Raw genomic sequence first — 25,536 nt, 5'->3', positions numbered from 1 at the left:
CAGCAAAGGAAGAATGAATCGTGGAGAAATCAATGCAAGGTGCTGAAAGAACCATGCTGTCCAAGGGCAAGAAGGCACTCTTTGGTATTCTTGCGCCGCTCACCTTTCTTGTTGTTGCCTTTTGGGTGGTTTTGAGCACTGCCACCGGGGAAGGCCCCTCAATCGGTGGTCGAGGTATGGTGCTTGCGCTCGTTCTTTTTCCAATCGCGTTTGTCGTCACCGGTCTGCTGAATACAGGGGTTTTATTATTGTCATTGCGCAGTCGTTTCAGTGCGTTCTTTCTCGGCCTCGTAGTACCTGTGATCGTGCTCGTTCTTGCTTACGCCTACTTATGGCGCATTGGCCCCTTCCAACACTAGGCATGTTGTTGTCAAAACCGCCCAACCCGGCAGTCAAGCGGGACTGCGCAAAAGCGCGCAGCCCCTTACTTATTACGTTAGGCATCCCAGGAGAAGATAATGGCGTTTTCATCGCATGAAGAATATTTCGAGAGTATCGCGCCCGAAGTAAGGCCTCTGCTGGTATCCATCCAGACAAGGGTCGAAAAGTTGCTACCCGATGCCTCGCGCTGCATCAGTTACAACATGCCCGCGTTCAGAGCCAAGCGAGTATTCTTCTATTTCGCAGCGTTCAAGAAGCACATCGGAATCTACCCGCCAGTTACCGAGGACGCCGCGCTCGTTAAGGAGCTTGTGCCGTACCGAGGCGAAAAAGGCAATCTGTCCTTCCCACTGAATCAACCGTTACCTATTGATCTCATCGGGCGAGTGGCAGTCGCATTGAATCGGGAGTATGAGAACAAATGAATTCGTCTATCGCCAAGTGGTTGCCTAACATGGCGTTCGAGAGGGACGCCGCAAAAGCGCGGCGCCCCTCAACTTTACGTTATGCGACAACAGGCTGAGGTTGCTGAGCCATGAATGAACAGATGAAACACTATGAATCCAAACTCGCCTTCGAGACCGACTCATGGGATCTAAAAGTAGCCCTGGAATCGGGCGAGAATATTTTTGTTATTGATGCTCGCTCATCGGAGGCGTATCAGAAAGAACATATCCCGGGCGCCATCAACATTCCTCATCGAAGAATGAACGAAGAAACAACGAAACATCTCGACAAAACAGCTTTGGTGGTTACCTACTGCGATGGTATCGGGTGCAATGCCTCAACCAAGGGTGCCCTAAACATGTCGAGGCTAGGTTTCCGCGTCAAGGAACTCATCGGTGGTCTGGATTGGTGGAAAAGGGACGGACACAAAACAGAATGTGCGGGTGGTGCCAAATCGGCCGCCTGTGGCTGCGAGTAAGCAATGTCGCATAACAACGCCATCAACTCGGACGTGCAAAAGCGCCGCTTCGCTCTGCTTTTGCACGCCGGTTATGGCGAACGTTAGCCCTCAACCACGTACTTGGAGGTACACATGTCTCTAAAGGGAAGCTGCCTTTGTGGAACTGTCAAATATGAAGTCACAGGTTCACTAGACTTCGCAGGTAATTGTCACTGCTCAATTTGCAGGAAATCTCATGGCGCTGCATTCGCAACATGGGGCATCATCAAACCAGATCAATTTCGGTGGGTGTCTGGTGAGGACTTTGTCCAGCACTATGAGTCCTCACCTGGAAGGACAAGGTACTTCTGCCGTAAGTGCGGATCGCCACTAGCCAGTGCACATGCAGGGTCGGTCGGGGAAGTGGTCATGGGGACCATTGACGGTGATCCGGGCACCCGTCCGCGCGAACACATTTTTGTCGGGTCCAAGGCGCCTTGGTACGACATAACTGATTCGCTCCCGCAACACGACACGTGGCCGCCTGGATTTATGCCATGAGGCCTAACATTGCGGTCAACAGGGACGCCCCAAAAGCTGCGCTTTCGGGGCGCCCGTTACCTTAAACGTTCGGCGTCTACGGCGGGAGACCAAGCCCCCAAGGCTAGGCACGGACTGACCGGACAGCAGACTCCACACCAAGCCAGGACGATTCCCTCCAGGCGAGACCATCCAGGGGGCCGTGGCGGGGAGGTCAGGCAGGGGAGCCCCCGGCCGTCGGACAGGGCCGGGCCACGCTAGCGTTAGGATTTAAAGGAGGACTATCTTTGGACATAAAGGAAGCACTCAAATCGCTCATATCATTCGTGGAAACAAACCAAGAATTAATCGGTCCTATAAGTCTCTCACGGTATAAGAGCCCCATTGATGCGTGTAACTTTCATCTCGAATACAAGGCTTTGTCGCAGGAGCTTGGAAATCAAGACGGTAGAGTTGAGGGAATATATCTCTATTATTCAAAAGATGACGATGTTATCCTATATGTTGGGATCTCAAATGATATCTATACAAGGTTTTTAAGGCATATTGGACGAGGATTCTCTTTTGGAGAAAAATGTAGTTTTCCCAATTTTGATCTTATCGAGATGTATCAGGGTTGGTGCAGTGATGAAGCAAAGCAAATCCTCAGATCTGGAGCCTTCTTTGTTGAAGCCATACGAGTTCATCCATTTGAAGCGGCAAGGCTTTTGGAGTCGTTTATCATCTACAGAGGATTTTTTAAAGGCAGCAAGCCCGAATTAAACGTAACATTCTAACCATCCAAATTCACGGGTATCACTTCCGCCGGACAGCATGGCTGAGAGATCCACCATACAAGGTTGTGGACCAGGGGCTTTCGATCCCGCTGAGATGGTGGGAGCCCCTCGCCGAACAAGGGCATGCAGGCGACGGCAAACAGCGTCCGCTCCTACGTCGCTCCCGCTGTCTGCCGCGCCTGATGCCTGGCGTTAGGCAAAGAAAAAATGAAAACGTGGAAGCTGTATTTCACTCTTCCAAGCTGGAGCAATCGTGGTTTTTGAGGGCGGAATGCGATTCTATAGACTCGCACTTATTATGGGCATGGCGAGCTTGATAATGGCGTGCGCTACTGTTTGGTATCATCCAACGAAATCTACACAAGAACCTGAATCCGTGCTCCCACCCTCTAAATAATTCATAACATATTGAATCCATTGTATAATTAGCCCATTTTCGATGTCACCCATTTGATCATGCCGCGCTTTGAAGTCAAGCAATCCAGCAAGCTGCAACTGACCTCGTATTCCGGCCTGGCGCTGATTGGCCAGTGCTGCCAGGCGGCGCAGGTGGAGGCGGTCATTGATCCGAAGATTCCGGTGTCGCAAGGCATGCGCACCTCGGACATCGTCAAGAGCGTGGTCGGGTTGTTGAGTCTGGGCAAGAGCGACTTCGAAGCCATCGAGCCGTTTCGGGAGGACCGCTTCTTCAAGGAGTCGCTGGGGCTGACGAAGGTGCCCGGAGCCGTGTGGCTGCGCCAGCGTCTGAATGCCAAGGCGGAAGCCATCCGCGATCTGGCCGATGAGCTTTCCCTGAGGCTGCTGGAGCGAACCGAGGCGCCGATCACGCCGCACAAGGGCTATGTCTGCTGCGACATCGATACCTTCGCCATGGACAATAGTGGCACGAAGAAGGAAGCGGTGTCGCGCACCTATCAGGGCTTCGACGGTTACACGCCGATTGCCGCCTATCTCGGCAACGAAGGCTGGAACACCGGGCTGGAACTGAGGCCAGGGTCCCGCCACTCGGCGTTCGAGACGCACTACTTCTACGAGCGGCTGTTTCCGCGCATCGAACGCCTGGTCAAACCGGATCAGCCCGTGCTGCTGCGCGAGGACAGCGGTTTCGACGGCGCACAGCTCCTGTTCGCCAAGGCCGCGGAGCGAGACCGGCAAGCCGCGCTGGGGCGAAGCCTCGACTTCATCTGCAAGTGGAACCCCCGCAAGCAGGACAAGGCGGCCTGGGTGGCGCGCGCCGAGGACGCGGGCGCCTTTGCCGAGACTCGCCCCGGTAAGCGCGAGGCCCTCCTGTCGCTGGACATCGAGCGCGCCTGGCACAAGGAGAAGCGCTCCTTCCGCCTGGTCGCCAGGGTCGTCGAGCGCACCATCGACAAGAAGGGCCAACACCTGCTGGCCCCGGAGGTCGAACTGGAAGGCTGGTGGACGACGCTCTCCTGTTCCGCCGAGGAAGTGATCGAACTCTACCAGCACCACGGCATGCATGAGCAGTTCCACTCCGAGTTGTTCGGCTCCGCCGAATCCTTCGCTTCGCTCAGGACCGCCACTGCGTGGCGTCCTGCGCCCTTCGGGCTTGTCAAGACCGACCTCGACCTGGAACGGCTGCCCTCGGGCAAGTTCGACACCCACGACGTGATCCTGCATCTGGCGGCCTTCGCCTACAACTGCCTGCGTCTCTTGGGACAGATCGGCCTGACTGGCGAGATTGCGCCGATCCGTCATCCGGCCAAGCGCCGCCGCATCCGGACCGTGCTGCAGGAGATCAGGTACCGGGCGGCGAAGTTCGTCGCCCATGCCCGCCGGCTGATCCTCGATTTCGGCCGTGGCGTGGCGGCAAACGTAGCCGTGTTCGTGATGCTTCAGAATCGGCTGTGGGCGGCGGCGTCCGGATGACGGGAAATGCCTGCCGCACGCCTCGAATCCCTGATTCCGGAACCCCGGAAGGGACAGTCTCGCGCAGGGAGCGGAAAATGAGCTGACGATAAGCGCACGCCAAGCAGATTGGCCCCGAAACCCCGGTCGAATGTTCCCCGGATCGCCGGTAGCGAGGGCAAATCCCAAGGGAGAGCGCTCGAAATTCATGCGTTCAGGCCCGATGGGAAGGTGTAAGCCGAGGGGAACACGGATTCAGGATCACGCGATAGCGTTGCACGATGATCTCGCGCCGTGATTTGTCCTCGGCCTCCGGAATCATCCGCCCGCTTTCCGGAAGCTCCCTCAGCCGCCGGGTGGCAAGTACCACCTTTTGGCCGGAGCGCCGGGCATAAAGCGCCGAGTCGCGGCCGATGTAGCGCAACAGATCATCGAGATCGTTGCGCGCAAAATCCGACCATTCAACGCGCATCACTCAGGAATCGCTTTTCCATCTCCTCTTGCGAGGTCACCTTGCCTGCTTCCGCCGCCTGGAGCGAGCGCTCCAGTTTCTGGCGCACATAGAGGGCATACATGGCATCGTTGAAGGTCGCCTGCTCCGGCAGGCGGTCGGCGATATCGTGGACGATCTGCTTAACGGTTTGCATGATGATCACTCCTCACGACGCTTGCTTGAATCCGGGTATCCAGCATTTCCATCCCAAACTTGTGCCTGGCCCGTGGTAATTGACTGATCTGCTCGGTTTGCTTCTCCAGCGTTGACACCGGCCCGCGCTTATTCTTAGCCTCCTTCGGCGCATCTTCGCGCAGTTCCCCGACCATACCTCAGCGCCTTGGTCAGGAAGGTCAGGGCGCCACCGCACCAGTGCACGTGAAGAAGACCAGCACCGCCAGCGCGGAGGTCACCGACAGATCGCGCGTCGGCGAGTCGAAGCCGGGGACGAGGCTGATCAGGTTGGCGGTTGCCAGGAACAGCCACAGGCTCATGATGAACGGCGTCACCTCGCGGTAAGCGGTCGGGATCACGTCGCGCACCGCGTTCTCGCAAGCCGACACGATGCCTTCCAGGACCACCTGGACGCGGTCCGGCAACGCCGTCCTGTGCCGGGTCAGGATTGCCGAAACCGCCGCGAGCAAGCCCGTCACCAGCAAGGAAGTGAGGAAACTGTCGCTGATCGCCACCGGCCCGACGTGGCCGAGGACTCTGGCGAAAAAGTCGATTTGCTCCATCCCTGCTCAATCCTCATGCCGTTTGATCAGCTGCCAGGCGTTCCAGGCCCCAACGACCAGCCCGAGGAACAACAGGCTCAGCGTCCAGCGGATCGAATAGCCCGCGCTGTGCTGATCCAGCCATCGCCCTAGATACGCCCCCGCCACCAGCGGCAGCACGAACACCAGCCCCAGCGTGCCGAGATAGGCCGTCTGCGCCAGTACTGCGCATTCCGGCGAACGTGACCGTTGATTCCGGTGATCGTGACCGCCGGGGATCTCATGCCGCGCTGGAGGTTGGTTTTTTACTTGGACCGGTCACGTTGGGTCAAGCCGGCGGTGGTTTTGCGCATCGACTCGCCGGTCAGGGGTAGCCGGTGGGCGTTGTGCAGGAGGCGGTCGAGGATGGCATCGGCGAGGGTGGGCTCGCCGAGGTAGTCGTGCCAGTGCTCGACCGGCAGCTGGCTGGCGATGAGGGTGGAGCGCAGGCCGTGGCGGTCTTCGATCAACTCCATGAGGTCGTTGCGCTGAGAGGCGGTGAGCGGCTGGATGCCCCAGTCGTCGAGGATGAGCAGGTCGGTGCGGGCGAGCTGGTTCATGAGCCGGGAATAGGAGCCGTCGCCGCGGGCGACGGCGAGCTGTTCGAGCAGCCGAGGCAGGCGCAGGTAACGGACGGCTAGTCCCTGGCGGCAGGCCTGATTGCCGAGGGCGCAGGCGAGATAGGTCTTGCCGGTGCCGGTGGGGCCGGTGAGGCAGAGATTGTGATGGGCGCGCAGCCAAGAGCCTTCGGCGAGCGCGGCCATTGGGGGACGATGCAGGCCGCGGGGGTGGCGATAGTCGATATCCTCGATGCAGGCGGCAAGGCGCAGCTTGGCGTCCTTGAGCAAACGGCTGAGGCGGCGGTTGTCGCGGTAGAGCAGCTCCCGGTCGACGAGCAGCGCGAAGCGCTCGTCGAAGGAGAGATCGTGGGTGGCGGGCTGTTCGAGCTGTTGTTCGAAGGCCTCGCGCATGCCGGTGAGGCGCAGGGTGTGGAGCTTGTCCAGGGTTTGCTGGGTGAGCATGGTTTTGTCTCCTGTTGTAACGGGTTTCAGTTGTAGTAGTCGGGACCGCGCACGTTGCCGTGGGCCGGCAGCGCCGCGGCGGTCTCGTCATGGGCCTCATGCGGCTGGCGGTCGAGCCCCTTGTCGAGGATGGAGCTGACGGAGCGATAGGACGGTGATTGGATGGCCAAGGCCCGCGCACAGGCCGCCTCCAGCCGCGCTCGGCTGTAGCGCCGAGCGAGATTGAGCAGGCCCAGGCAGGCGCGGTAGCCGTGCTCGGGATGGGGCCGGTTGTTGAGCTGGTGTTCGACCACGTGCAGCGTCGCTACGCCGATGTCTTTGGCCCAGTTCATGAAGCGCCCCGGTGACCACTGGCGGTGCTCGCGGTGGGACTTGGGCATGTGCTCGGGGAGGGTGGAGAAGCGGCCGGCGCCCTGGCGCGGGTGCGCGGCGACGCGGTGTCCCCGGTGCAGCACCTCGATGCTGGTGGCGGTGGCGCGCAGCTCCAGCACCTGGCCGACCAGCGCATGGGGCACGCTGTAGAGGCGACCGCCGAACTCGACGTGGTAGTCGATGCCGGGCTTGACCTGTTTCCACTCGGCGTACTCGTAAGGCACCAGCGGCAGGGGTTTGAGGGCCGGCCGGTCGAGGGACTCGAACAGGTCGCGGCGGCTGTCGGGCTGGCGCTGGAAGGGGCGGCCGTTGAGTGACTCCAGCAGCTCGTGTATGGCCTGGTTGAGGGCCGCCAGGGAGTGGAAGGTGCGATGGCGCAGCCGGGCCAGAATCCACCGTTCCACGACTTGCACGGCCACCTCCACCTTGGCCTTGTCCTTCGGCTGGTAAGGGCGCGCCGGCAGGATGGCGGCGCCGTAGTGGCGGGCCAGCTCGGCGTAGGTGGCGTTGGGCTCGGGGGCGTAGCGGCAGGGCTGGCTCACCGCCGCGCGCAGGTTGTCCGGCACCCACAGCGCGGGGGTGCCGCCGAAGTAGCGCAGGGCGCGCTGATGGGAGGCGATCCAGTCCGGCAGCGCCTGGGTCCAGGTGGCCTCGGCGTAGGTGTAGCTGGAGGCGCCGAGCACGGCGACGAACACCTGCGCCTGGCGCAGCTCGCCGGTGGCGGGGTCGATCACCGGAACGGTGGGGCCGCAGTAGTCGAGAAAGAGCTTCTCGCCGGCGTGGTGAACCTGGCGCATGCTGCGCCGCTGCTGGCCCTGCCAGAGCCGGTAACGGTGGCAGAACTGGCTGTAACGGTAAGCGGCCTCGCCGTGGGTCGCCACGTACTCGGCCCACAGCAGCTGCAGGGTCACCCCCTTGCGCTTGAGCTCGTGGTGAAGGCGCGGCAGGTCCGGCTCCACGAAGCGCGCCGGGGCCGTGGGGGCGGGGAACAGCAACCGCTCCAGGGCCGCCTCGTCCATCGCCCCGGGCAGCGGCCAAGCAACGCCCTTCGCCTGGGCGAGGCTCACGTACTTGCTGACCACGCCCTTGGAGACGCCCAGCGCCCGGGCGATCTTCTCGTGGCTGAGCTTCGCCTCGTGCTTGAGGCGCAGAATCTCGGTGATGTGTCGCATGGAACTCCTCTTTGCCGGCATGTCGCCCCCTTCGAAAGTAAAAGGGCGGCTCTATGCCTGTTGGGGTTGAGAAATTCCAGCGCGGCTGAGGTGATTCCGGGAACGTGACCGCGATTTCCGGCATCGTGACCACCGATTCCGGCCGGAAGGCCAAAATCGGTCACGATCAAACGGAATCGCCGGTCACGTTCACCCGGCATGGGCGGTCACGATCAAACGGAATCGGCGGTCACGTTGGGCCGGAATACGCAGCATCGACATCGAGAATGATCGACTCCATCTCGGCCCATGTCGGAAAGAACGAATGCACCCGATTGAATTCCATCGTGTAGGCGGCGACCTTTTTGCGGCTCGGATCGGAGAAATAACGGCTGAACGCCCAGTCGTCGCTCGCCCCGGAGGTCGGATATGGCGCGCCCCAGCTCGGAAGAAAAAATGACTGGGCGACCGCATAGGTTTCACCGCGGACCCCCGTAATGGCGGCACTCACGGCGTTACCGACGTCCGCAAACTTGGCGAGGTCGCAGGCCCCTATGAATTCACCATAGGCATCTCCCGACAGCCCTCTCTGCCCGTTCCAGGCCGGATTGGTGAAGTTCTTCTCCGTAGCCGTCACCTGGTTCGCATAGTCGCCCCATGAATGCAGAATGTCGCCCCCATACGAGTGGATATCCATGAACCAGCCAATATGGGGAAACTGATCGAACAACCAGCGGACGTTTTTCGTCTCGGCCTCGGAGAAAGGCGCCGTCCCGTGAAAAATATCGCTGGCCGGATCCGCCGACGCCAATGTCCCGCCAGCCTGAGCGCCTGGGGCGAATGCGGTATTGAAGTCCCATAGAAAATCGTAGTTCCGATTGGGGTCGACGCCGATCCTGCTCGCCTGGCCACCGCTGCTGGCGGGGTTTCGGTTCTTCCGCCACATGGCATAGGAATTCTGGCTATAGTGTCGACCGGCGGGATTGACATCCGGAAAGACAATCACGTCAAGCCGCTCGACGATCGATTTGATCTCACCGGCGGAATAAGATGTCCCCCCGTAGACGAGCCCTGTGCCCAGGGTATAGGCCTCGAGTAAATCCGCAGCGAAATCGATGCAGATGTCGGGGCCACCCCACTCGCGCGCATGCGCACCACTGATGACAAGCACGCCCGTTTTCGGACACGAGGTCCCGGTACCGACGACGAGCGCATGACTTTGACGGCCCTCGGCGGTGAAATAGGGTAACGTGAGAAGTTTGGAGATGTTCGGATAGGCCGAGGCGAGGCCCATCAGCGCAGACTCGATCTCGACAACGTTCAAGAAGCTCATAGAGCCGCCCCTCCTTTGGCTTCACTGGGGGCTTTTTCGCCTAGTCCGCGAGGAGTGATCCGGCCGCCCTTGAACCGGTCGCCTTTCCCCACTTCCGCCTGGCGTTCGCGGCCCAATGCCGAGACATTCTCGCCAACCGCTATCGAATAACCTGCTGCTTGGAGCTCACGAATACGCTCCTCCGTGGCATAGAAGAGCTCATTACCTTTGCCCACAGTCGCGTGTTCGACGGCTGGTCATTTCCCTGGCCGCTGTTGGTGCTTTACGGGGTTTGCGTGGTGATCATCGTCTCCTATCCCCTGCGGCTGTCGTGGGCGGCGGAGGCGAGCCGCGCCCATGGACTGGAATATCTCGAGACCGCCCTCGCCAGAGCCAGGGCCTCGCCACCGGAAAACAACACCACCCTCGTTGCGGAACTCCAAGCGATCATCGAGGATGCGAAACGGTTGGATAAAGGAGCCTTCGCGCCATTCACCCGCCAGGATTGGGTTCAGACCTTGCTGGCTCTGGCAGGGAGCGCGTCCGCCTATACGCTGCTGGATTATTTCCAGTTCGGCTGATCCATTTATTGTTCGATCCGGTAAACCCCGTATTACAATCAGGTCTTGACAGACAGCATCGCGTGCGGGGTACGCCGGCCCCGATTTTTGACTGGAGGGGATCGCTATGAGCCAGTTTCTGAATCCCGATAGCGTGTACTTTAATCCGCTGCCAATCCAGAAGGCAGCCTAAACCGCAGAAGCCCACTTAAGCTCGGGAAAATTCTGTCCAAAAAACCGGGGCCACCGCTGTGAGTGCCCGCTTGAGTTCCTCGAGCTCCGCAAGCGGTTGCTGCGATTGCGGAGTGCCGGCACCCCCCGCGACGGCGCCACGGGGGGGCATGCCACATAAGCTAGGTTCCTTCATTTACCCTGTTCCCAGGATACGCTCGTAGATGTCTTTATCGGCCCGATAACACCCGCAAGAAGCGGCTTCCAGGCCGACCCGGTCGAGCACCGTAATATTCCCGCGGCGGTAGCGGATGAGCTTTTTCTGCTGTAGCGAATTCGCTGCCTTGGTGATGCCGACGCGGCGTACACCCAACATATAGGCCAGGAATACGTGGGTGACATGGAAGTGGTCCAAGTGCGCCCGGTCCTGAGTCATCAACAGCCAGCGGGCGAGGCGCGCCTCCACCACATGGAAGCGGTTACAGGCGGCTGTCTGCGCGAGTTGGTTCATCCGCACATAGAGGTAGCGGTTCAGCCCCCGTCGCAGTGCCAGGCTCTGTTCGAGTTCACGGCGAAACGGCGCGGCGTTCATGCGGAGCGCGGGACCCGCCCCTTGGACCAAGGCCTGAAATTGCGAAACATCGACCCCCAGCAGGAGGGGGATCCCCAACATGCCCTCGTTACCGACCATCCCCACTTCCAAGTTTGCGCTGCCACCGATGGGCGCCACCAGGGAAACGAAGCTTCCGGTCGGGAAGTAAACGTGCGGAATGAGTTCTCCGGCGTGGTAAAGCACCTCGGCAAAAATGAGCTCGATGGGTTCGCAATGTGCGAGCAACTGTTCGCGATCCGGGCGAGGCAGGGCAGCCAGCAGACGATTGGTAGCGGGAGCGGCTTGGGTGGACGGCACGGGTGTTCTCCTGCGACGTTTCCGGAAACCCAACAGGCGACACCAGGATCGATGGCGATGTAATCCCGATGTCGGAGGTGGCTAGGGAGCATGGCTCCACGCATCAGAAAAGCAAATTACCGCGGAAGCTTTCCGTCGTCTGCACGTTAGCGCACGTATATCCGTCACGGTAGCGTAGCGCTCGAATGCGCGATATCAATGGGCCACGCCGGGGGGGGAGCAGGCGATCGAATTCCGTTTTGACCACTCGGTAGCACTCGCAGACCCGCGCTTCCAATGCCGGCCGGTCCAGCACCGCGATGTGGCCGCGGCGGTAATCAATCAATCCGGCTCGCTGCAATTTCCCTGCGGCCTCGCTGACGCCCTCGCGCCGCACGCCCAGCATGTTGGCGATCAATTCCTGAGTCATGGTCAACTCGTTTCCGGGTAGCCGGTCCAGGCTTAGCAGCAGCCAGCGACAGAGTTGCTGGTCCACGGAATGATGCCGATTGCAGACCGCGGTTTGGGCCATCTGCGTAATCAGCGCCTGGGTATAACGCAGCAACAAATGGTGTAGCACCCCGTAGCGATTGAATTCCTGCATCAGTAGCCCCCCCCGCAGCCGATAGGCGTCGCCCGCGCTCTGCACGATGGCCCGATTCGGCATGGTGCCGCCACCCATGAAGAGGGCGACACCGACGATGCCCTCGTTACCGACCACGGCGATTTCGGACGACGCGCCATTCTCCATGAGATAAAGCATCGATACGATGCAGGTCGTGGGGAAATAGGCGTGAAGCAACTCGTCCCCCGACTCGTAAAGGACTTCGCCGAGCGGCATCGGGACCAGTTCCAGATGGGGGAAAAGGCGCTCGTATTCGGCGGCGGGCAGAGTGTCGAGAAGATGGTTCTGGCGAGGGCTATGAGCATCCTTCGGCATAAAAGAACTCCAAATCGAACAGTTCGAGAATGTGGTCAACTGGGAGATCCCTGGGAAAATAATACAAATCTCTGTGTGTGCCCTGAATCCGTGTTCCCCTCGGCTTACACCTTCCCATCGGGCCTGAACGCATGAATTTCGAGCGCTCTCCCTTGGGATTTGCCCTCGCTACCGGCGATCCGGGGAACATTCGACCGGGGTTTCGGGGCCAATCTGCTTGGCGTGCGCTTATCGTCAGCTCATTTTCCGCTCCCTGCGCGAGACTGTCCCTTCCGGGGTTCCGGAATCAGGGATTCGAGGCGTGCGGCAGGCATTTCCCGTCATCCGGACGCCGCCGCCCACAGCCGATTCTGAAGCATCACGAACACGGCTACGTTTGCCGCCACGCCACGGCCGAAATCGAGGATCAGCCGGCGGGCATGGGCGACGAACTTCGCCGCCCGGTACCTGATCTCCTGCAGCACGGTCCGGATGCGGCGGCGCTTGGCCGGATGACGGATCGGCGCAATCTCGCCAGTCAGGCCGATCTGTCCCAAGAGACGCAGGCAGTTGTAGGCGAAGGCCGCCAGATGCAGGATCACGTCGTGGGTGTCGAACTTGCCCGAGGGCAGCCGTTCCAGGTCGAGGTCGGTCTTGACAAGCCCGAAGGGCGCAGGACGCCACGCAGTGGCGGTCCTGAGCGAAGCGAAGGATTCGGCGGAGCCGAACAACTCGGAGTGGAACTGCTCATGCATGCCGTGGTGCTGGTAGAGTTCGATCACTTCCTCGGCGGAACAGGAGAGCGTCGTCCACCAGCCTTCCAGTTCGACCTCCGGGGCCAGCAGGTGTTGGCCCTTCTTGTCGATGGTGCGCTCGACGACCCTGGCGACCAGGCGGAAGGAGCGCTTCTCCTTGTGCCAGGCGCGCTCGATGTCCAGCGACAGGAGGGCCTCGCGCTTACCGGGGCGAGTCTCGGCAAAGGCGCCCGCGTCCTCGGCGCGCGCCACCCAGGCCGCCTTGTCCTGCTTGCGGGGGTTCCACTTGCAGATGAAGTCGAGGCTTCGCCCCAGCGCGGCTTGCCGGTCTCGCTCCGCGGCCTTGGCGAACAGGAGCTGTGCGCCGTCGAAACCGCTGTCCTCGCGCAGCAGCACGGGCTGATCCGGTTTGACCAGGCGTTCGATGCGCGGAAACAGCCGCTCGTAGAAGTCGTGCGTCTCGAACGCCGAGTGGCGGGACCCTGGCCTCAGTTCCAGCCCGGTGTTCCAGCCTTCGTTGCCGAGATAGGCGGCAATCGGCGGGTAACCGTCGAAGCCCTGATAGGTGCGCGACACCGCTTCCTTCTTCGTGCCACTATTGTCCATGGCGAAGGTATCGATGTCGCAGCAGACATAGCCCTTGTGCGGCGTGATCGGCGCCTCGGTTCGCTCCAGCAGCCTCAGGGAAAGCTCATCGGCCAGATCGCGGAGGCTTCCGCCTTGGCATTCAGACGCTGGCGCAGCCACACGGCTCCGGGCACCTTCGTCAGCCCCAGCGACTCCTTGAAGAAGCGGTCCTCCCGAAACGGCTCGATGGCTTCGAAGTCGCTCTTGCCCAGACTCAACAACCCGACCACGCTCTTGACGATGTCCGAGGTGCGCATGCCTTGCGACCCCGGAATCTTCGGATCAATGACCGCCTCCACCTGCGCCGCCTGGCAGCACTGGCCAATCAGCGCCAGGCCGGAATACGAGGTCAGTTGCAGCTTGCTGGATTGCTTGACTTCAAAGCGCGGCATGATCAAATGGGTGACATCGAAAATGGGCTAATTATACAATGGATTCAATATGTTATGAATTATTTAGAGGGTGGGAGCACGGATTCAGGGAGTTCGCCATGACGGGTATTGAGCTTCCCTTTAGTTTTAATTTTTTTGAACCGGAGATAAAGTTATGAGCCTGTTTAATGATATCGGTAACGCCCTCAGTCGGCTGGGAAATGCCATCGGCAATGCAATCACCACCGCAGTGAATGTGGTTGTCGATACAATCGAAAGAATCGTGGCTGCTTTGGTTGATCTATTCGATCGTCTCTTTCGGCAACCCGCGATTACTGGGTAAGTATCGGGTGCGATAAGGTTCCATATGTAGCAATGACCTGGTAAGCGTTCATTCGCCGCAATGCCCTCGTTGTGATCTCGTCTGTAGCGACTGTCGGCGACTTCATCTGCAGCAGGGACATGGGCTTGAACTTTAGGGCCGCTCACATTCCTGCTGCTTGTGAGTAGGAAGCTGTCTGAAAAGTCAGGAGTGTCTAAGAAACGCCGTATTGGGCGGGTGGCAATATTCAGTTGACCGATGCGGCACGAGCATATTGCATTGGTTAAACTGCTGGCCGAACTTGCCGTGAAAAATTACCTGCGCCAATCCAGGCCGTGACGTCCGCCCATGCTCGCCACCCTCTACTGCCGCTACAGCTCCGACCGCCAGCGCGAAGCCTCCATCGAGGACCAAGCGCGCAACTGCCGGCGCCGCGCGGAAACGGAAGGCTGGACCCTGGTAGCCAGCTACGAAGACCGGGCCATTTCCGGGGCAACCTCGGAGCGGCCCGGCTACCGGGCGCTGTTGACCGACGCCGAAGCCGGCCGCTTCCGCGTTCTGCTGGTCGATGACCTCTCCCGCCTCAGCCGCGACCAGGTCGAAGCCGAGCGGACCATACGCCGGCTCGAACCCTGGGGCATCGTCATCGTCGGCGTCTCCGACGGCTACGACTCCCGATCCAAATCCCGCAAAGTGCACCGGGACGTCCGCAACCTGCTCAACGAGGTCTACCTGGACGACCTCCGCGAGAAGACCCATCGCGGACTCGAAGGCCAAGCCCGCCGAGGCAACAACGCGGGCGGCCGATGCTACGGCTATCGCCACATCCCGATCGAAGACCCCACCCGCCTGGACGCGCTGGGCCGGCCGGCGGTGGTCGCCGTGCGGCGGGAGATCGACCCCGACCAAGCCAGGTGGGTGCGGTGGATCTTCGAGCGCTATGCGAATGGGAAATCCCCCGGCTGGATCGCCGCCGAACTCAACCGCCAGGGCGTTCCATCGCCGCGGGGCAGCACCTGGGCCAGCTCCGCCATTTACGGCAGCCCCGGCAAAACCACCGGCATCCTCCGGAATCCGCTCTACGTCGGCCGCTACCTCTGGAACAAATCGGCGTGGATCAAAGACCCGGATCGAGGCAAGCGCGTGCGTCGAGACCGCCCCCGGGATGAATGGATCGAAACCGAACTCCCCGAGCTCCGGATCGTGCCGCAAGGCCTGTGGGACCGTGTCGAAGCCCGTTTGACGCTGCAAACCGTCCGCAGCACAGCCGTGCGCCAAGCGCTACACGACAGCGCCAGGACCGGCGCGCCCTTGCGCCACCTGTTTTCCGGGCTGCTCAAGTGCTCAGTCTGTGGCGCACCGTTCGTGACCGTCGGCAACAATCGTTACGGCTGCTCGGCCCACAAATACCGCGGGCCGGCGGTGTGTGGCAACGCCATTTCGGTCAAACGCACCCTCGTCGAAAGCCGGCTGCTCGAAGGCATCAAACACGACCTCGGCTCCCCCGATGCCTTGGACCTGTTCACCCGCGAAACCCGGCGCCTCTTGAACGAAGCCGCGGCCCAGACGGCGCCCAGCGCAGACCGGCTGCGGCGGGAAGTGGCGGACGTGGAAACGAAGATTGGCATCCTGGTTGCGGCGATCGCGGCGGGAACGTTCTCCCCTGCCCTGCAATCAGCCATTGAGGCGGCCGAAGCAAGAAAGCTCAGTCTGAGCCAAGAACTCGATAGCCTGGAAACCCTGCAGCCAAACCGGCTGCCGGAATTCCTCCCGCGCGCCGCGGACATCTACACGGAAATGGTCGAGAAGCTGGAAACGGCGCTGGCCGAAGACACGGATCAAGCGCGCGAATGCCTCCGAGGCCTGGTAGGGGATGAAATCCTGGTGCGGCCGGCGGAGAAGGGAGACTATCTTGAGGCTGAGATAAGAGCCGGATACCTGCAACAGGCGTCCGGCCTTACTTCTAGGTCTGGTAGCGGGGGCAGGATTTGAACCTACGACCTTCGGGTTATGAGCCCGACGAGCTACCGGACTGCTCCACCCCGCGATTGAGAAAAGGAATTGTAACAGCAATTTTCAGACTTGCAAGCCCTGTTTGTCGATCCTCGCCCCCTAACGCCTAGGTCTTGCCTTCCGGTCCAAAGCCCATGCGAGCCGCATCGGCCAGCGTGTGGCGTTCGAGCGCGGCCAGGAAATCTTTCCGCGCTTCGTACAGGATGGCCTTGAGGAAACAGCCCCGGTCGATCCGGCAATGGCTGGCCTTCGGATCGAAACATTCCACCAGGTTCATGTTCGGCTCGGTCAGGCGAACCACCTCGGCGATGGTGACGGTATCAGCCGGACGCGCAAGCCTCAGTCCGCCGCCCTTGCCGCGCATCGTCACGAGCAGGCCGGCGTTGGCCAGGGTGTTCACCACCTTCACCAGGTGATTCCGCGAAATCCGATAGTACTCGGCGATTTCCGGGATCGTCGCCATGCCGGGCTCCGGCAGGCGCACCAGATAGATCAGGACCCGCAGCGAGAAATCCGTGAACTGGGTCAGTTGCATGGCTGATACCTGTTTTGGCTGCTGACGATAGAATAACACGCTCTCGGAGAAGGACTTGACACGAGCTTGTATCGACTCTAAATTTGTATTTGCAATGCATCTTATAACAGTACTCGACTCCGGTGCATCGCATTCGCATAAATCGACTAGGAGAAGATCATGACCGAAAAGAAACTCGCCGACTGGTGGACCGAATCCCATGCCTCGCTCTACGCAAAACTGGGGGGAGAAGCCGCGGTGAATGCCGCCGTGGACATTTTCTACCGCAAGGTCCTGGCGGACCCGCGCATCAACCGCTTTTTCGAAGGGGTCGACATGGAGAAGCAGGCCGCCAAGCAGAAAGCCTTCCTGACCATGGCTTTCGGTGGGCCGCACAATTACACCGGCATGGACATGCGGCGCGGCCACGCGCACCTGGTTCAGCAGGGCCTGAACGACTCCCACTTCGACGCCGTCATGGAACACCTGGGCGCCACCATGAAAGAGCTGAACGTGCCCGACGAATTGATCGCGCAGGCGGCGGCGATCGCCGAGAGCACGCGCAACGACGTGCTCGGCCGCTAACCGGGGAATCGACAGGAGCGCTGCCATGACGAACATCAAATACGGCAGAGACACCTACCCCCTCGGCAAGGACCAGTCCGTCCTGGACTGTCTCGTCGAGCGCGGCGCGCCTGTCCCTTTTTCCTGCCGGAGCGGGGTCTGCCAGACCTGCCTGATGCGAGCCGTACGCGGCGTCCCGCCGGAGGTCTCGCAGCGGGGACTGAAAGATTCGTTGAAGGTCCAGAACTATTTCCTCGCCTGTGTCTGCCACCCCACGGAGGACCTCGAAGCGGCACTCCCGCACGAAGTCCTGAGTTCGGTACCGGCGACCGTCACAGCGCTGGAACCGCTCAACGGCGAAATCATGCACGTGGCGCTTGAATGCCACGCCCCCTTGGAATACCGCGCCGGACAGTTCATCAATTTGTTCCGCGACCCCACGCTCGGACGCAGCTATTCCCTGGCCAGCGTGCCGCAGCAGGACGCGCATTTGCATCTGCACGTGCGGCGGCTGCCGCAAGGAAAAGTCAGCGGCTGGATACACGAAGAACTGCGCACCGGCCAGACCGTGGAAATTCGGGGTCCGAGCGGCGACTGTTTCTACGTTCCCGGCCGGCCGGCGCAGGAAATCGTGCTGATAGGCACCGGCTCCGGGTTGGCCCCGCTGTACGGCATCCTGCGCGACGCCCTGGATCGAGGACACAGCGGGCCGATCCGCTTGTTCCACGGCAGCCGGAACCGCGCGGGCCTTTATCTGACCGGCGAGCTGCGGGATCTGGCGAGGGAACATTCGAATTTCGACTACGTGCCCTGCGTCTCCGGTGAGGAACCGGCGCCGGGCCTGGCGGGAGGACGCGCCCACGAGATAGCTTTCCGGGAGGTCGCGGATTTCAAGGACAAGCGGCTGTTCCTCTGCGGCCATCCGGAGATGGTGAGCGCCGCGAAAAAGCGCGCCTTCCTGGCGGGCGCCGCGATGAAGGATATCTACGCCGATCCCTTCAACGTGAACGCCGCGCCCTAGGAGTCTGTCGGACTATGGATTTACTCGGGTCGGGATTCTTGGAATCGAGAATTTTTCGGGGGCATTGGCGGGGTAGTCACCAGCGTTTCGCGTCGATAACTAGACCAAGATGTGCCCCGCCTCCCCCATGGCGGCGCTATTGGTGTGTAACGCTTGGTTTTTACGTGAAGCCTGTCACGCTGCCGCCAACACGTGCATCCGCCTCAGATTGAACGCCATCGCCACCAGCTTCCATTCTCCGGCCACTGCCTCCAAGCCGCGCAGAGAGAACTGGCGGAATCCCAAGACCTGTTTGATGATGCCGAACACCGGCTCCACCGTGGATTTGCGCTTGGCGTAGCGGGCCTTCCCTGCCTTCGTTTTGAGTTTCCAGGCCATCTTCTCCACGGGATCGGTGGTTTCCGGTTCCGGGGCATCCGGAGCCAGGCGTTCCGCCAGCGGCACGTGATGGCTGTCCCGTCCCATCGCGATCAGCGGTTCGATCTGCTGTTCGCAGCAGGCGTGCACGTTGCCGGCGCTGAAGTAGCCCGTGTCGGCCAGCAGGGCTTCGGGCTTCCCCAGGCTTCCGGCAGCTTCTCGATCTCGGCCAGCATCGGTTCGACCTGCTGCTTGTCGTTGGTCTGCTGACTGACGGTGGTGGCGACGATCAACATCGTCTCCACATCCACCGCAGCCTGGCTGTTATAGCCCTGGAGGAAACCCGCGTGGCTCGGCATGATGCGGGATTCCTCGTCGGTCAGATTGATCTGGTCGCTGGCCTTCGGCCCGGTTTCCGGCGGCTTCGGCTCCTGCCCACGTGGCTTCTTGCCCGCCTGCCGCTGGCCTTCGCGACGGGCTACCTTGGCTTCATAGTCCTGCTGCGCCCGGGCATCGCGCTCCGCGACCCGCTCCACGATCTTGGCCTTCGCCTCCGCCAGGGCCTTCAGCCGATCCTGCCGCCGCGCCAACTCCTCTGGCAGGTCGATGCCGTCCGGCTCCTCCGCCCCGTCGGCCTCCGCCGCCTTCTGCAACAAGGCCTGCACCTCCTCCCGCAACTGCGCTTCCAACTTCTCGATGTGGCCATGAGACAAGGCCTTGTGCTTGGAGGCGTTGGCCTTAATCTTGGTCCCGTCCAGGGAAATCTGCCCGAGCCTCACCAGCTTCATCGCCTGCGCCAGGCTCAAGACCTGAACGAACAGGTCCTCCAGCTCCCCCAGAAAGGTCTTGCGAAAGTGGGCCAGGGTGTCATGATCGGGATGGGTTTCCGCCGACAGAAAGCGGAAGGCCACCGAATCGTAGGTGGCCCGCTCAATCTTGCGGCTGGAGAACACCCCGGTGGCATAACCATAAACCAGCAGGGCCAGTAGTACCGACGGATGGTGCGCCGCCGACCCGCGCCCCGAGTAGCGGCTCGTCAGTCGACTTAAATCCAGCTGATCGATGACCTCGACGAGGAACCGTGCCAGGTGGTTGGCTGGCAGCCATTCGTCAACCGAGGGCGGTAGCAGATACTGCTGGTGGCGATTGACGGGGATGAAGCGGCTCATCGGGTCTCACCTTGTCGCGATCTATCCGGAATAGGCCGCTATGTTAACGGAAACAGCGGACTTCCGCCCCTCCAATCCGGTTCGAACCAGAACCGGAAAGTCCGACAGACTCCTAGTCCTGCGCGGTTCCCGCTCCAGCAGCGCTTCGTAGATCGGCAGATCGTGCAGGCGGTCGGCGACCACCAGCGCCGCGAAGCAGGCCGCCAGCAGCGGCAGGATGAGCGCATAGTTGCCGGTCATTTCGATCATCAGCACCACGCCGGTGAGCGGCGCCCTCACCACACCGGTAAAAAACGCCGCCATCCCTGCCACCGCGAAAACCTCGGGCTCCACGGGCAGCAACGGTGCCATCTGCTGGATCAACATTCCGGAACCGAGCCCGAGCAGGGCGCCCAGCAGCAGTATCGGCGAGAAGATGCCGCCGGCCGCGCCGGTGGCGTAACTGCCGATGGTCAGAACGAAGCGGGCGGCGAAGTAGAGCGCCATCAGGTTCAGCGCCGGGCTGACTTCGCCGTCCAGCATCCCGCCGACCAAGCCCTGGCCCCCGCCCAACAGTTCCGGCGCCAGCCAGCCGACCAGCCCGATCGAGCCGCCCCAGCCCAGCCAGAGCGCTTTGCGCGGCCCGGGCCGGCTCGGGCGCAGCCGCTGTACCGCCAGCAAGGCGCGATTGAAAGCGACGCCGAGCAAACCGCACGCCATGCCCAGCCCGACGAATGCCGGCAGCAGCGAGAGTGGGGGGAGAACGGAAATCTCGACCCGGAACGCCGGCAGCTCGCCCAAGACCAGACGGCAGACCGTGTCCGCAATGAGGCAAGCGATCGCCGCGGCGAAAAACTCCAGAGAAGAACATTGTCCGCGCAGTTCCTCGACCACGAATATCAGTCCCGAAAGCGGCGCGTTGAAGGCGGCCGCCAGGCCGGCCCCGGCCCCAGCCGCGATCAGGGCGCGGCGTTGGTCGGGGGAGGAGGAAAACGTCGTCGCCACGCCTTCCGCGACCGCCCCGCCCATCTGCACGGTCGGCCCTTCCCGCCCCAGAGCGAGCCCGCCGCCGATGCCGATCAGGCCGCTCAGGAACTTGACGGCCAACACCCTGGCCCAACGGAACCCGTGCAAGCCCATCAGCACTGCCTTCACCTGCGGAACACCGCTGCCGGACGCTTCCGGTGCGAACCGCTCGACCAGCCAGGCCGCCAGGAATACGCACAGGGCCGAGGCCGCCGCGGCGACGGCCAGTCCCGGTGCGCCGCAGACGTGCGCGAAGTCCTGCAGCCGGGCGCGCCATGCTTCGCCGGCATCCATCCCGAGATGGAAGCCGACCGCGGCGCACCCGGCCAGCAGGCCCACCAGCAAGGCGCGCGGAAACAGGCGCCGCCGTTCCCGGTTCAGGCGGATGAACCGCTCCTCTTCAGTCGTCCGGGAAGACATAGTGAAGATCGAACTGAATGTTGTGCGTCCAGACATCGGCGGTACCCGGCGTGCCTGCCATGTATTGGCCCAGATAGCCGAAATCCACGCCGAGACGCCCTGTCAGGCGATAGGTCACGCCGGACAGGATCCGGTTCTGGCAGAATCCGGCCGGCCCGAATACGCTGTAGTTCGGACACACCATGAGCTCGTCCCCGACGTAAACGTCCACCCCATCCGCCACGAAACGCAAGGGATGGCTCCAAGTCACCGCCTCGCGGAAGCGGATACCGACTTCACCTCCCTGCTGCGCGATCCTCTCCTCGAGCCTGGTCCTGCTGACCAGCTTCCCCCCACCCGCTTCATGGGTGAACACCGCCTCCAGATACGGGCGATTTTCCTGATAAGCCGGCTGGCCCAACGGATGCAGCCAAGTGTGAGCGTAACCGATGCCGAGTAGGAAGTGGGGGTAGACCTGATAGCCCAACCCCACCCAAAGCAAATCTTCGTACATGCGCCAGGCATTCGGCGGATCGTCGTCGCGTAGACGGACCTGATCCCGCACATACCACTTGAATTTGCGCCAGTCCGGAGCCACGCTACCCAGGCTGCCCAGCAAGCTGAGCGAGGTCCAGGCGCCGGCCATGCCCTCGATTCCGTCGGCGCCGACGGGTTGGCACGATGCCATCAGCAGCGATGCTCCAAGCGGAAAGCCGACTCTCGAACGCCTCAAAACCTGCCTCTCTAAGAACCTGTCTTGAAAAACAAAACGTAGTAAAGTCAATAGAGTTGTTTCCGATGATAACCGCATGATTACAAAGAAATTTTTAGATTCCAAAGGCCAGCGCCAAGCCCGAAAAAGCTATCTATGAATAGACTGAGTCGGTTTCTAATGCGATGCATCAAGCAATGAAAGGTCTTCATTCCTCCAATGGAGTGTTCGACGGAGATGCGAGTTCGCGCTTGCTTTTTGTTCTCGCGCCTTTGTTGATCTGCCAACGCGGGATGAGGATTGTTCTTGGAGGCTCTGGGTTTCTTATGAGGCAGGTGAATTCTGGCTTTATTCCCATAATCGGAAGCGGCCCCCAAGAACCCCAAATCCAACCAGACATCGGCACCGTCAAACCATGATAAGGCAGGATCGAACCATCGCTTCATCAGCGCATAATCATGAACACTGCCGGCCACGATACTTCCAACGAACAAAATTTGCCGTGCCAGGGTCGAAATGACTAGGGTTTTAACCGTATGGCGTTTTTTTTACCGCTATAGTGGGCTTTCTGCTGATCGTCATCCTGCGGCCTGACGCAACTGCATTCCACCCCGTCAATGATGATATCTCCATGTTTTTCAATCAGCTTCATCATCTCTCCCGGGGTCGTCAGCTCCCGCTCGGGCAGCAGATCAAGTTTCGCCAGGCTGCGCCGTAACACGGGCAGAAGTTGCGCCACATGGCGATGCGCGTGTCCCGAGCTGAAGCCAAAATGAAAGCCCAGGACATCGAAGGTACAGTAGGTCTTGAGGTAATGCAAAATGAAGAACAGCTTCTTATCTATCCGATCGAGATAGCCCACATGGCCACCTTTGGGTACCCGTTTTATTTCGCCTTGCTGAACGCGTTCTTGCTGAATCTCCGCATGAGCCTCCTCAAAGATAGGGCAAAGCTTGGCGAATTGCGCCTTACTCATTCCGATCAGGGCTCTGACGGTACGCTCACTGGTTTCTTCCATGAACTTTTCAAAAATCATTGGCTGACATCATTCGATTGTTGTTAATTGTTTTATACCACAACAAATCCATTTATTTCAACGGAAGCAACTCTAATGGTCCCTGGACCTGACGAGCGAAGCCATTGAGTTATCCGAGTGATTTGAAAGAGCACGAATGGGCGCGGATAGAGCGCTACTTTCAGCCCAATGATCGGCGAGGCAGCGGGTGTAAGCATTCGCGAAAACGCATCGTCGATGCCATTCTGTACTTGGTGAAAACGGGTGCCCAGTGGCGGCAGTTGCCCAACGACTTTCCTCCGTGGAAAACGGTGTACGACCATTTCAGCCGCTGGAACAAAAACGGCGTTTGGGAACGCGCGCTGGACGACTTGAATCGGCAACGGCGAAAAAAAACGGCAGAGCGCCCTGTCCCCGCTACGGCATCATTGATTCGCAAAGCGTCAAAACCCAGTACGACAGCGAAGAGCGTGGCATCGACGGCGGCAAAAAAGTGAAAGGCCGCAAACGCCATATCGTGGTCGATGTCTTGGGCAATCTGTTGCACGTCCAGGTTCATGCCGCCAACCTTCACGATACGGTGGGGGCTTGCGAGGTGCTGCGTCGAGCCGCGGAAAAGCATCCCGGTCTACAGGCCTTTTCCGGCGACGCCGGGTATCGCGGCACCGCCGTTCGGTTTGTCGACGAGACCTTGGGGTTGACGCTGCATATTTCCGAGAAGATCAAAGATGGCTTCGCAGTCCTGCCCAAGCGCTGGGTGGTCGAGCGCACCTTCGCTTGGCTCGGGTCGTTCCGCCGACTCGCCAAGGATGTCGAAATCCTCACCGCCACTGCCGAAAACATGATTCGCATCGCCATGCTCAAGCTGACTCTTGCTAAATGTGCTTAAACTTTTACCAGACAGGTTCTAAGTTCGAACCGCTGAATCCAATGCATTCATGTTCACCCAGCGTGTTTGAATCGGGGTGGCCAATGGGCTCTACTTCGGAGTTCGCTCCGCCGTCGACACCTTCGGAAAAACGCTCAAGAAGGATAACCCACATGACCCTCTCCCAATCCAGGCCCTGGCCCCTCGCCTGCCTCATCGGCGCCCTGTTGAACTGTTGCGGCTGCAGTTCCGGGGCACAACAGGCCAAGCCCGAATCCGCGGCGGACGATGCGCTGAGCCGCATCGAGCACATCGTCGTCATCTACGCCGAAAACCGCAGCTTCGACAATCTCTACGGCCTCTTCCCCGGCGCCAACGGCATCGCCAACGCCAGCGAGGAAGCCAAGCGGCAGATCGATCATGACGGCTCGGTCCTGCCCCATCTGCCGCCGGTATGGCTGAGCGGCGACGCCAGACCCGACCCGGCTTTCCCGGTCCGGCTGCCGAACGGGCCGTTCCGGCTGGATGCGCCGCCGGTCGGCATGGCGCTGTCGCAGAAGACGCGGGACCTGGTCCATGCCTTCTACCAGAATCAGGAGCAGATCAACGGCGGCAGGATGAACCGCTTCGCCGCCGTCTCCGACGCCGGGGGTCTCGCCATGGGCTATTACGACGGATCGAAACTCCCCATGTGGGAGATCGCCAAGGAATTCACCCTGGCCGACAATTTCTTCATGGGCGCCTTCGGCGGCTCGTTCCTCAACCATTTCTGGCTGGTCTGCGCGTGCACCCCTGTGTTTCCGGATGCGCCGGCGGAGCGGGTCGCCAAGCTCGACGCTTCCGGCCGCCTGCTCCGCGCGCCCGACTCCCCGCCCAGCGCGCTGCGGGGACCGGCCAGGTACACCGCCTCGCGCATCACGCCGGACGGCTACGCGGTGCTCAACGAACAGCCACCCTACCAGCCCAGCGGCATCCCGCCCGCCGCCGGTGGCGACCGCCGCCTGGCCGATCCGTCCAAACACCCCTTGCCGCCACAGTCTTTCAAAACCATCGGCGACACCCTGAACGCAAAGGGCGTGACCTGGGCCTGGTATGCAGGCGCGTGGAACGCCGCCGTCGAAGAAGGCATGCGGCACACGCAGCCGCGCAAGGTGATTTACGGCAAGGGAGAGGGCTCACCCAATTTCCAGGCCCACCACCAGCCTTTCAACTATTTCGCGCGTTATGCGCCGGGCACGCCGGAGCGGGCCGAGCACTTGAAGGACGGCGCGGATTTCCTGGCCGCGATCGAAGCCGGCACCCTGCCCCAGGTCAGCTTCTACAAACCGCAGGGCAAGCTGAACGAACACGCGGGCTACGCCGACGTCCTCTCCGGGGACGCCCATATCGCCGAACTGGTCCGGAATATACGGGCAAGCCCGCTCTGGTCTTCGACGGCAGTGATAGTGACCTACGACGAAAACGGCGGTTTCTGGGACCACGTCACCCCGCCCAAGGGAGACCGGTGGGGCCCTGGCGTCCGCATCCCGGCGATCGTCGTGTCCCCCTTCGCCAAGCGCGGACACGTCGATCACACGCTGTACGACACGACCTCGATCATCAAATTCATCACCGGCCGCTTCGGCCTGGAACCGCTGCCAGGGGTGCGTCAGAACGCCGGGGATTTGAGCAATGCCTTCGATTTCGGCTCCTGAAGCCATGAGACGCGTGGAGATCCGCTCTTGATCT

The 25,536-nt window shown here is 61.0% G+C and carries 27 protein-coding genes, 1 tRNA gene and 4 pseudogenes; 14 read left to right on the top strand and 18 right to left on the bottom strand.

Annotated features, from left to right (window positions below; genetic code table 11):
• Nucleotides 1–32 precede the first annotated feature (32 nt).
• The 6 genes from ABZN20_RS15625 to ABZN20_RS15600 all read left to right on the top strand — a co-directional run bounded on the left by ABZN20_RS15625 (nucleotide 33) and on the right by ABZN20_RS15600 (nucleotide 4,473).
• The gene (locus tag ABZN20_RS15625) at nucleotides 33–359 is read left to right on the top strand and encodes a hypothetical protein (protein ID WP_367025850.1); all 327 of its coding nucleotides are present in this window, start codon (nucleotides 33–35) and stop codon (nucleotides 357–359) included.
• A gap of 99 nt (nucleotides 360–458) precedes the next feature.
• Entirely contained in the window at nucleotides 459–806 is a 348-nt protein-coding gene (locus ABZN20_RS15620; protein ID WP_367025849.1) for an iron chaperone, read from the top strand.
• Nucleotides 807–916: 110 nt separating this feature from the next.
• Entirely contained in the window at nucleotides 917–1,306 is a 390-nt protein-coding gene (locus ABZN20_RS15615; RefSeq protein ID WP_367025848.1) for a rhodanese-like domain-containing protein, read from the top strand.
• Between the two features lie 114 nt (nucleotides 1,307–1,420).
• Nucleotides 1,421–1,828 carry a GFA family protein gene (locus ABZN20_RS15610; RefSeq protein WP_367025847.1) on the top strand — a complete coding sequence of 136 codons (408 nt, stop codon included), beginning with the start codon at nucleotides 1,421–1,423 and terminating at the stop codon, nucleotides 1,826–1,828.
• A 266-nt stretch (nucleotides 1,829–2,094) separates the two neighbouring features.
• Nucleotides 2,095–2,583 carry a GIY-YIG nuclease family protein gene (locus tag ABZN20_RS15605; RefSeq protein ID WP_367025846.1) on the top strand — a complete coding sequence of 163 codons (489 nt, stop codon included), beginning with the start codon at nucleotides 2,095–2,097 and terminating at the stop codon, nucleotides 2,581–2,583.
• 456 nt (nucleotides 2,584–3,039) lie between these two features.
• Nucleotides 3,040–4,473 carry an IS1380 family transposase gene (locus tag ABZN20_RS15600; RefSeq protein WP_367025845.1) on the top strand — a complete coding sequence of 478 codons (1,434 nt, stop codon included), beginning with the start codon at nucleotides 3,040–3,042 and terminating at the stop codon, nucleotides 4,471–4,473.
• 193 nt (nucleotides 4,474–4,666) lie between these two features.
• Here the strand turns inward: ABZN20_RS15600 and ABZN20_RS15595 are convergent, their stop codons facing one another.
• The 7 genes and pseudogenes from ABZN20_RS15595 to ABZN20_RS15565 form a co-directional block, all read right to left on the bottom strand.
• Entirely contained in the window at nucleotides 4,667–4,924 is a 258-nt protein-coding gene (locus tag ABZN20_RS15595; protein ID WP_367027575.1) for a type II toxin-antitoxin system RelE/ParE family toxin, read from the bottom strand.
• Nucleotides 4,914–5,099: a hypothetical protein gene (locus ABZN20_RS15590; protein ID WP_367025844.1), complete on the bottom strand. Its 186-nt coding sequence runs from the start codon at nucleotides 5,097–5,099 to the stop codon at nucleotides 4,914–4,916. The genes ABZN20_RS15595 and ABZN20_RS15590 overlap by 11 nt, the downstream gene beginning before the upstream one ends.
• 209 nt (nucleotides 5,100–5,308) lie before the next feature.
• Nucleotides 5,309–5,682, bottom strand: a pseudogene (locus ABZN20_RS15585) (F0F1 ATP synthase subunit A); the annotation flags it as partial.
• A gap of 6 nt (nucleotides 5,683–5,688) precedes the next feature.
• Nucleotides 5,689–5,883: an AtpZ/AtpI family protein gene (locus ABZN20_RS15580; RefSeq protein ID WP_423246448.1), complete on the bottom strand. Its 195-nt coding sequence runs from the start codon at nucleotides 5,881–5,883 to the stop codon at nucleotides 5,689–5,691.
• A gap of 83 nt (nucleotides 5,884–5,966) precedes the next feature.
• Nucleotides 5,967–6,722, bottom strand: coding sequence for an IS21-like element helper ATPase IstB (gene istB / locus ABZN20_RS15575; RefSeq protein WP_367025276.1), 756 nt, complete (start codon nucleotides 6,720–6,722; stop codon nucleotides 5,967–5,969).
• A gap of 26 nt (nucleotides 6,723–6,748) precedes the next feature.
• Complete coding sequence (gene istA, locus ABZN20_RS15570) at nucleotides 6,749–8,287, bottom strand: IS21 family transposase (RefSeq protein ID WP_367025277.1); 1,539 nt, start codon at nucleotides 8,285–8,287, stop codon at nucleotides 6,749–6,751.
• Between the two features lie 208 nt (nucleotides 8,288–8,495).
• Nucleotides 8,496–9,578 carry a M14 family metallopeptidase gene (locus ABZN20_RS15565; protein ID WP_367025842.1) on the bottom strand — a complete coding sequence of 361 codons (1,083 nt, stop codon included), beginning with the start codon at nucleotides 9,576–9,578 and terminating at the stop codon, nucleotides 8,496–8,498.
• 221 nt (nucleotides 9,579–9,799) lie between these two features.
• Here ABZN20_RS15565 and ABZN20_RS15560 point away from each other — a divergent pair, with 221 nt between their 5' ends.
• A complete protein-coding gene (locus ABZN20_RS15560) occupies nucleotides 9,800–10,138 on the top strand; it encodes a hypothetical protein (RefSeq protein WP_367025841.1) in 339 nt (112 codons plus the stop codon).
• A 346-nt stretch (nucleotides 10,139–10,484) separates the two neighbouring features.
• On the opposite strand, the gene ABZN20_RS15555 is transcribed toward ABZN20_RS15560, so the two are convergent.
• The 3 genes and pseudogenes from ABZN20_RS15555 to ABZN20_RS15545 all read right to left on the bottom strand — a co-directional run bounded on the left by ABZN20_RS15555 (nucleotide 10,485) and on the right by ABZN20_RS15545 (nucleotide 13,870).
• Nucleotides 10,485–11,198, bottom strand: a complete 714-nt coding sequence (locus tag ABZN20_RS15555) for a Crp/Fnr family transcriptional regulator (RefSeq protein ID WP_367025840.1) — start codon at nucleotides 11,196–11,198, stop codon at nucleotides 10,485–10,487.
• Between the two features lie 103 nt (nucleotides 11,199–11,301).
• Nucleotides 11,302–12,117, bottom strand: a complete 816-nt coding sequence (locus tag ABZN20_RS15550) for a Crp/Fnr family transcriptional regulator (protein ID WP_367025839.1) — start codon at nucleotides 12,115–12,117, stop codon at nucleotides 11,302–11,304.
• 320 nt (nucleotides 12,118–12,437) lie between these two features.
• Nucleotides 12,438–13,870, bottom strand: a pseudogene (locus ABZN20_RS15545) (IS1380 family transposase).
• A 154-nt stretch (nucleotides 13,871–14,024) separates the two neighbouring features.
• On the opposite strand from ABZN20_RS15545, the gene ABZN20_RS15540 reads away from it, so the two are divergent.
• Nucleotides 14,025–14,192 carry a hypothetical protein gene (locus ABZN20_RS15540; RefSeq protein ID WP_218807874.1) on the top strand — a complete coding sequence of 56 codons (168 nt, stop codon included), beginning with the start codon at nucleotides 14,025–14,027 and terminating at the stop codon, nucleotides 14,190–14,192.
• 327 nt (nucleotides 14,193–14,519) lie between these two features.
• Nucleotides 14,520–16,163: a recombinase family protein gene (locus tag ABZN20_RS15535; RefSeq protein ID WP_367025838.1), complete on the top strand. Its 1,644-nt coding sequence runs from the start codon at nucleotides 14,520–14,522 to the stop codon at nucleotides 16,161–16,163.
• On the opposite strand, the gene ABZN20_RS15530 is transcribed toward ABZN20_RS15535, so the two are convergent.
• Together ABZN20_RS15530 and ABZN20_RS15525 are read right to left on the bottom strand one after the other, a co-directional pair.
• Nucleotides 16,142–16,218: transfer RNA gene (locus tag ABZN20_RS15530), tRNA-Met, on the bottom strand. The two genes, ABZN20_RS15535 and ABZN20_RS15530, sit on opposite strands and share 22 nt — an antisense overlap.
• A 72-nt stretch (nucleotides 16,219–16,290) precedes the next feature.
• Nucleotides 16,291–16,719 carry an Rrf2 family transcriptional regulator gene (locus ABZN20_RS15525; protein WP_218807876.1) on the bottom strand — a complete coding sequence of 143 codons (429 nt, stop codon included), beginning with the start codon at nucleotides 16,717–16,719 and terminating at the stop codon, nucleotides 16,291–16,293.
• A gap of 159 nt (nucleotides 16,720–16,878) precedes the next feature.
• Here ABZN20_RS15525 and ABZN20_RS15520 point away from each other — a divergent pair, with 159 nt between their 5' ends.
• Both ABZN20_RS15520 and ABZN20_RS15515 read left to right on the top strand, forming a co-directional pair.
• A complete protein-coding gene (locus tag ABZN20_RS15520; RefSeq protein ID WP_218807877.1) occupies nucleotides 16,879–17,283 on the top strand; it encodes a group I truncated hemoglobin in 405 nt (134 codons plus the stop codon).
• A gap of 25 nt (nucleotides 17,284–17,308) precedes the next feature.
• Nucleotides 17,309–18,283, top strand: a complete 975-nt coding sequence (locus ABZN20_RS15515) for an FAD-binding oxidoreductase (protein WP_218807878.1) — start codon at nucleotides 17,309–17,311, stop codon at nucleotides 18,281–18,283.
• 174 nt (nucleotides 18,284–18,457) lie between these two features.
• Here the strand turns inward: ABZN20_RS15515 and ABZN20_RS15510 are convergent.
• From ABZN20_RS15510 to ABZN20_RS15485, 6 genes and pseudogenes are all read right to left on the bottom strand, one after another.
• A pseudogene (locus tag ABZN20_RS15510) lies at nucleotides 18,458–18,853 on the bottom strand (transposase); the annotation flags it as partial.
• Nucleotides 18,754–19,809, bottom strand: coding sequence for a transposase (locus ABZN20_RS15505; protein ID WP_367025156.1), 1,056 nt, complete (start codon nucleotides 19,807–19,809; stop codon nucleotides 18,754–18,756). The pseudogene ABZN20_RS15510 and the gene ABZN20_RS15505, both read right to left, overlap by 100 nt.
• Nucleotides 19,810–19,830: 21 nt before the next feature.
• A complete protein-coding gene (gene clcA / locus ABZN20_RS15500) occupies nucleotides 19,831–21,234 on the bottom strand; it encodes a H(+)/Cl(-) exchange transporter ClcA (RefSeq protein ID WP_367025837.1) in 1,404 nt (467 codons plus the stop codon).
• Nucleotides 21,215–21,901: a DUF2490 domain-containing protein gene (locus ABZN20_RS15495; protein WP_218807880.1), complete on the bottom strand. Its 687-nt coding sequence runs from the start codon at nucleotides 21,899–21,901 to the stop codon at nucleotides 21,215–21,217. Before ABZN20_RS15495 ends, clcA begins: the two co-directional genes overlap by 20 nt.
• 125 nt (nucleotides 21,902–22,026) lie before the next feature.
• The gene (locus ABZN20_RS15490; RefSeq protein WP_367025614.1) at nucleotides 22,027–22,419 is read right to left on the bottom strand and encodes a transposase family protein; all 393 of its coding nucleotides are present in this window, start codon (nucleotides 22,417–22,419) and stop codon (nucleotides 22,027–22,029) included.
• Between the two features lie 26 nt (nucleotides 22,420–22,445).
• The gene (locus tag ABZN20_RS15485; protein ID WP_367025613.1) at nucleotides 22,446–22,961 is read right to left on the bottom strand and encodes a helix-turn-helix domain-containing protein; all 516 of its coding nucleotides are present in this window, start codon (nucleotides 22,959–22,961) and stop codon (nucleotides 22,446–22,448) included.
• Between the two features lie 104 nt (nucleotides 22,962–23,065).
• On the opposite strand from ABZN20_RS15485, the pseudogene ABZN20_RS15480 reads away from it, so the two are divergent.
• The 3 genes and pseudogenes from ABZN20_RS15480 to acpA form a co-directional block, all read left to right on the top strand.
• Nucleotides 23,066–23,242, top strand: a pseudogene (locus tag ABZN20_RS15480) (transposase); the annotation flags it as partial.
• Nucleotides 23,242–23,829: an IS5 family transposase gene (locus ABZN20_RS15475; protein ID WP_367025145.1), complete on the top strand. Its 588-nt coding sequence runs from the start codon at nucleotides 23,242–23,244 to the stop codon at nucleotides 23,827–23,829. The pseudogene ABZN20_RS15480 and the gene ABZN20_RS15475, both read left to right, overlap by 1 nt.
• Nucleotides 23,830–23,981: 152 nt before the next feature.
• The gene (gene acpA / locus ABZN20_RS15470) at nucleotides 23,982–25,502 is read left to right on the top strand and encodes an acid phosphatase (protein ID WP_367025836.1); all 1,521 of its coding nucleotides are present in this window, start codon (nucleotides 23,982–23,984) and stop codon (nucleotides 25,500–25,502) included.
• The last annotated feature ends 34 nt before the right edge of the window (nucleotides 25,503–25,536 follow it).

It is taken from the genome of Methylococcus sp. ANG, from assembly GCF_040730495.1.
Classification (GTDB): Bacteria; Pseudomonadota; Gammaproteobacteria; order Methylococcales; family Methylococcaceae; genus Methylococcus.
Note: the sequence above shows the minus strand (reverse complement) of the source record. Positions and strands in the feature narration are given on the sequence as shown.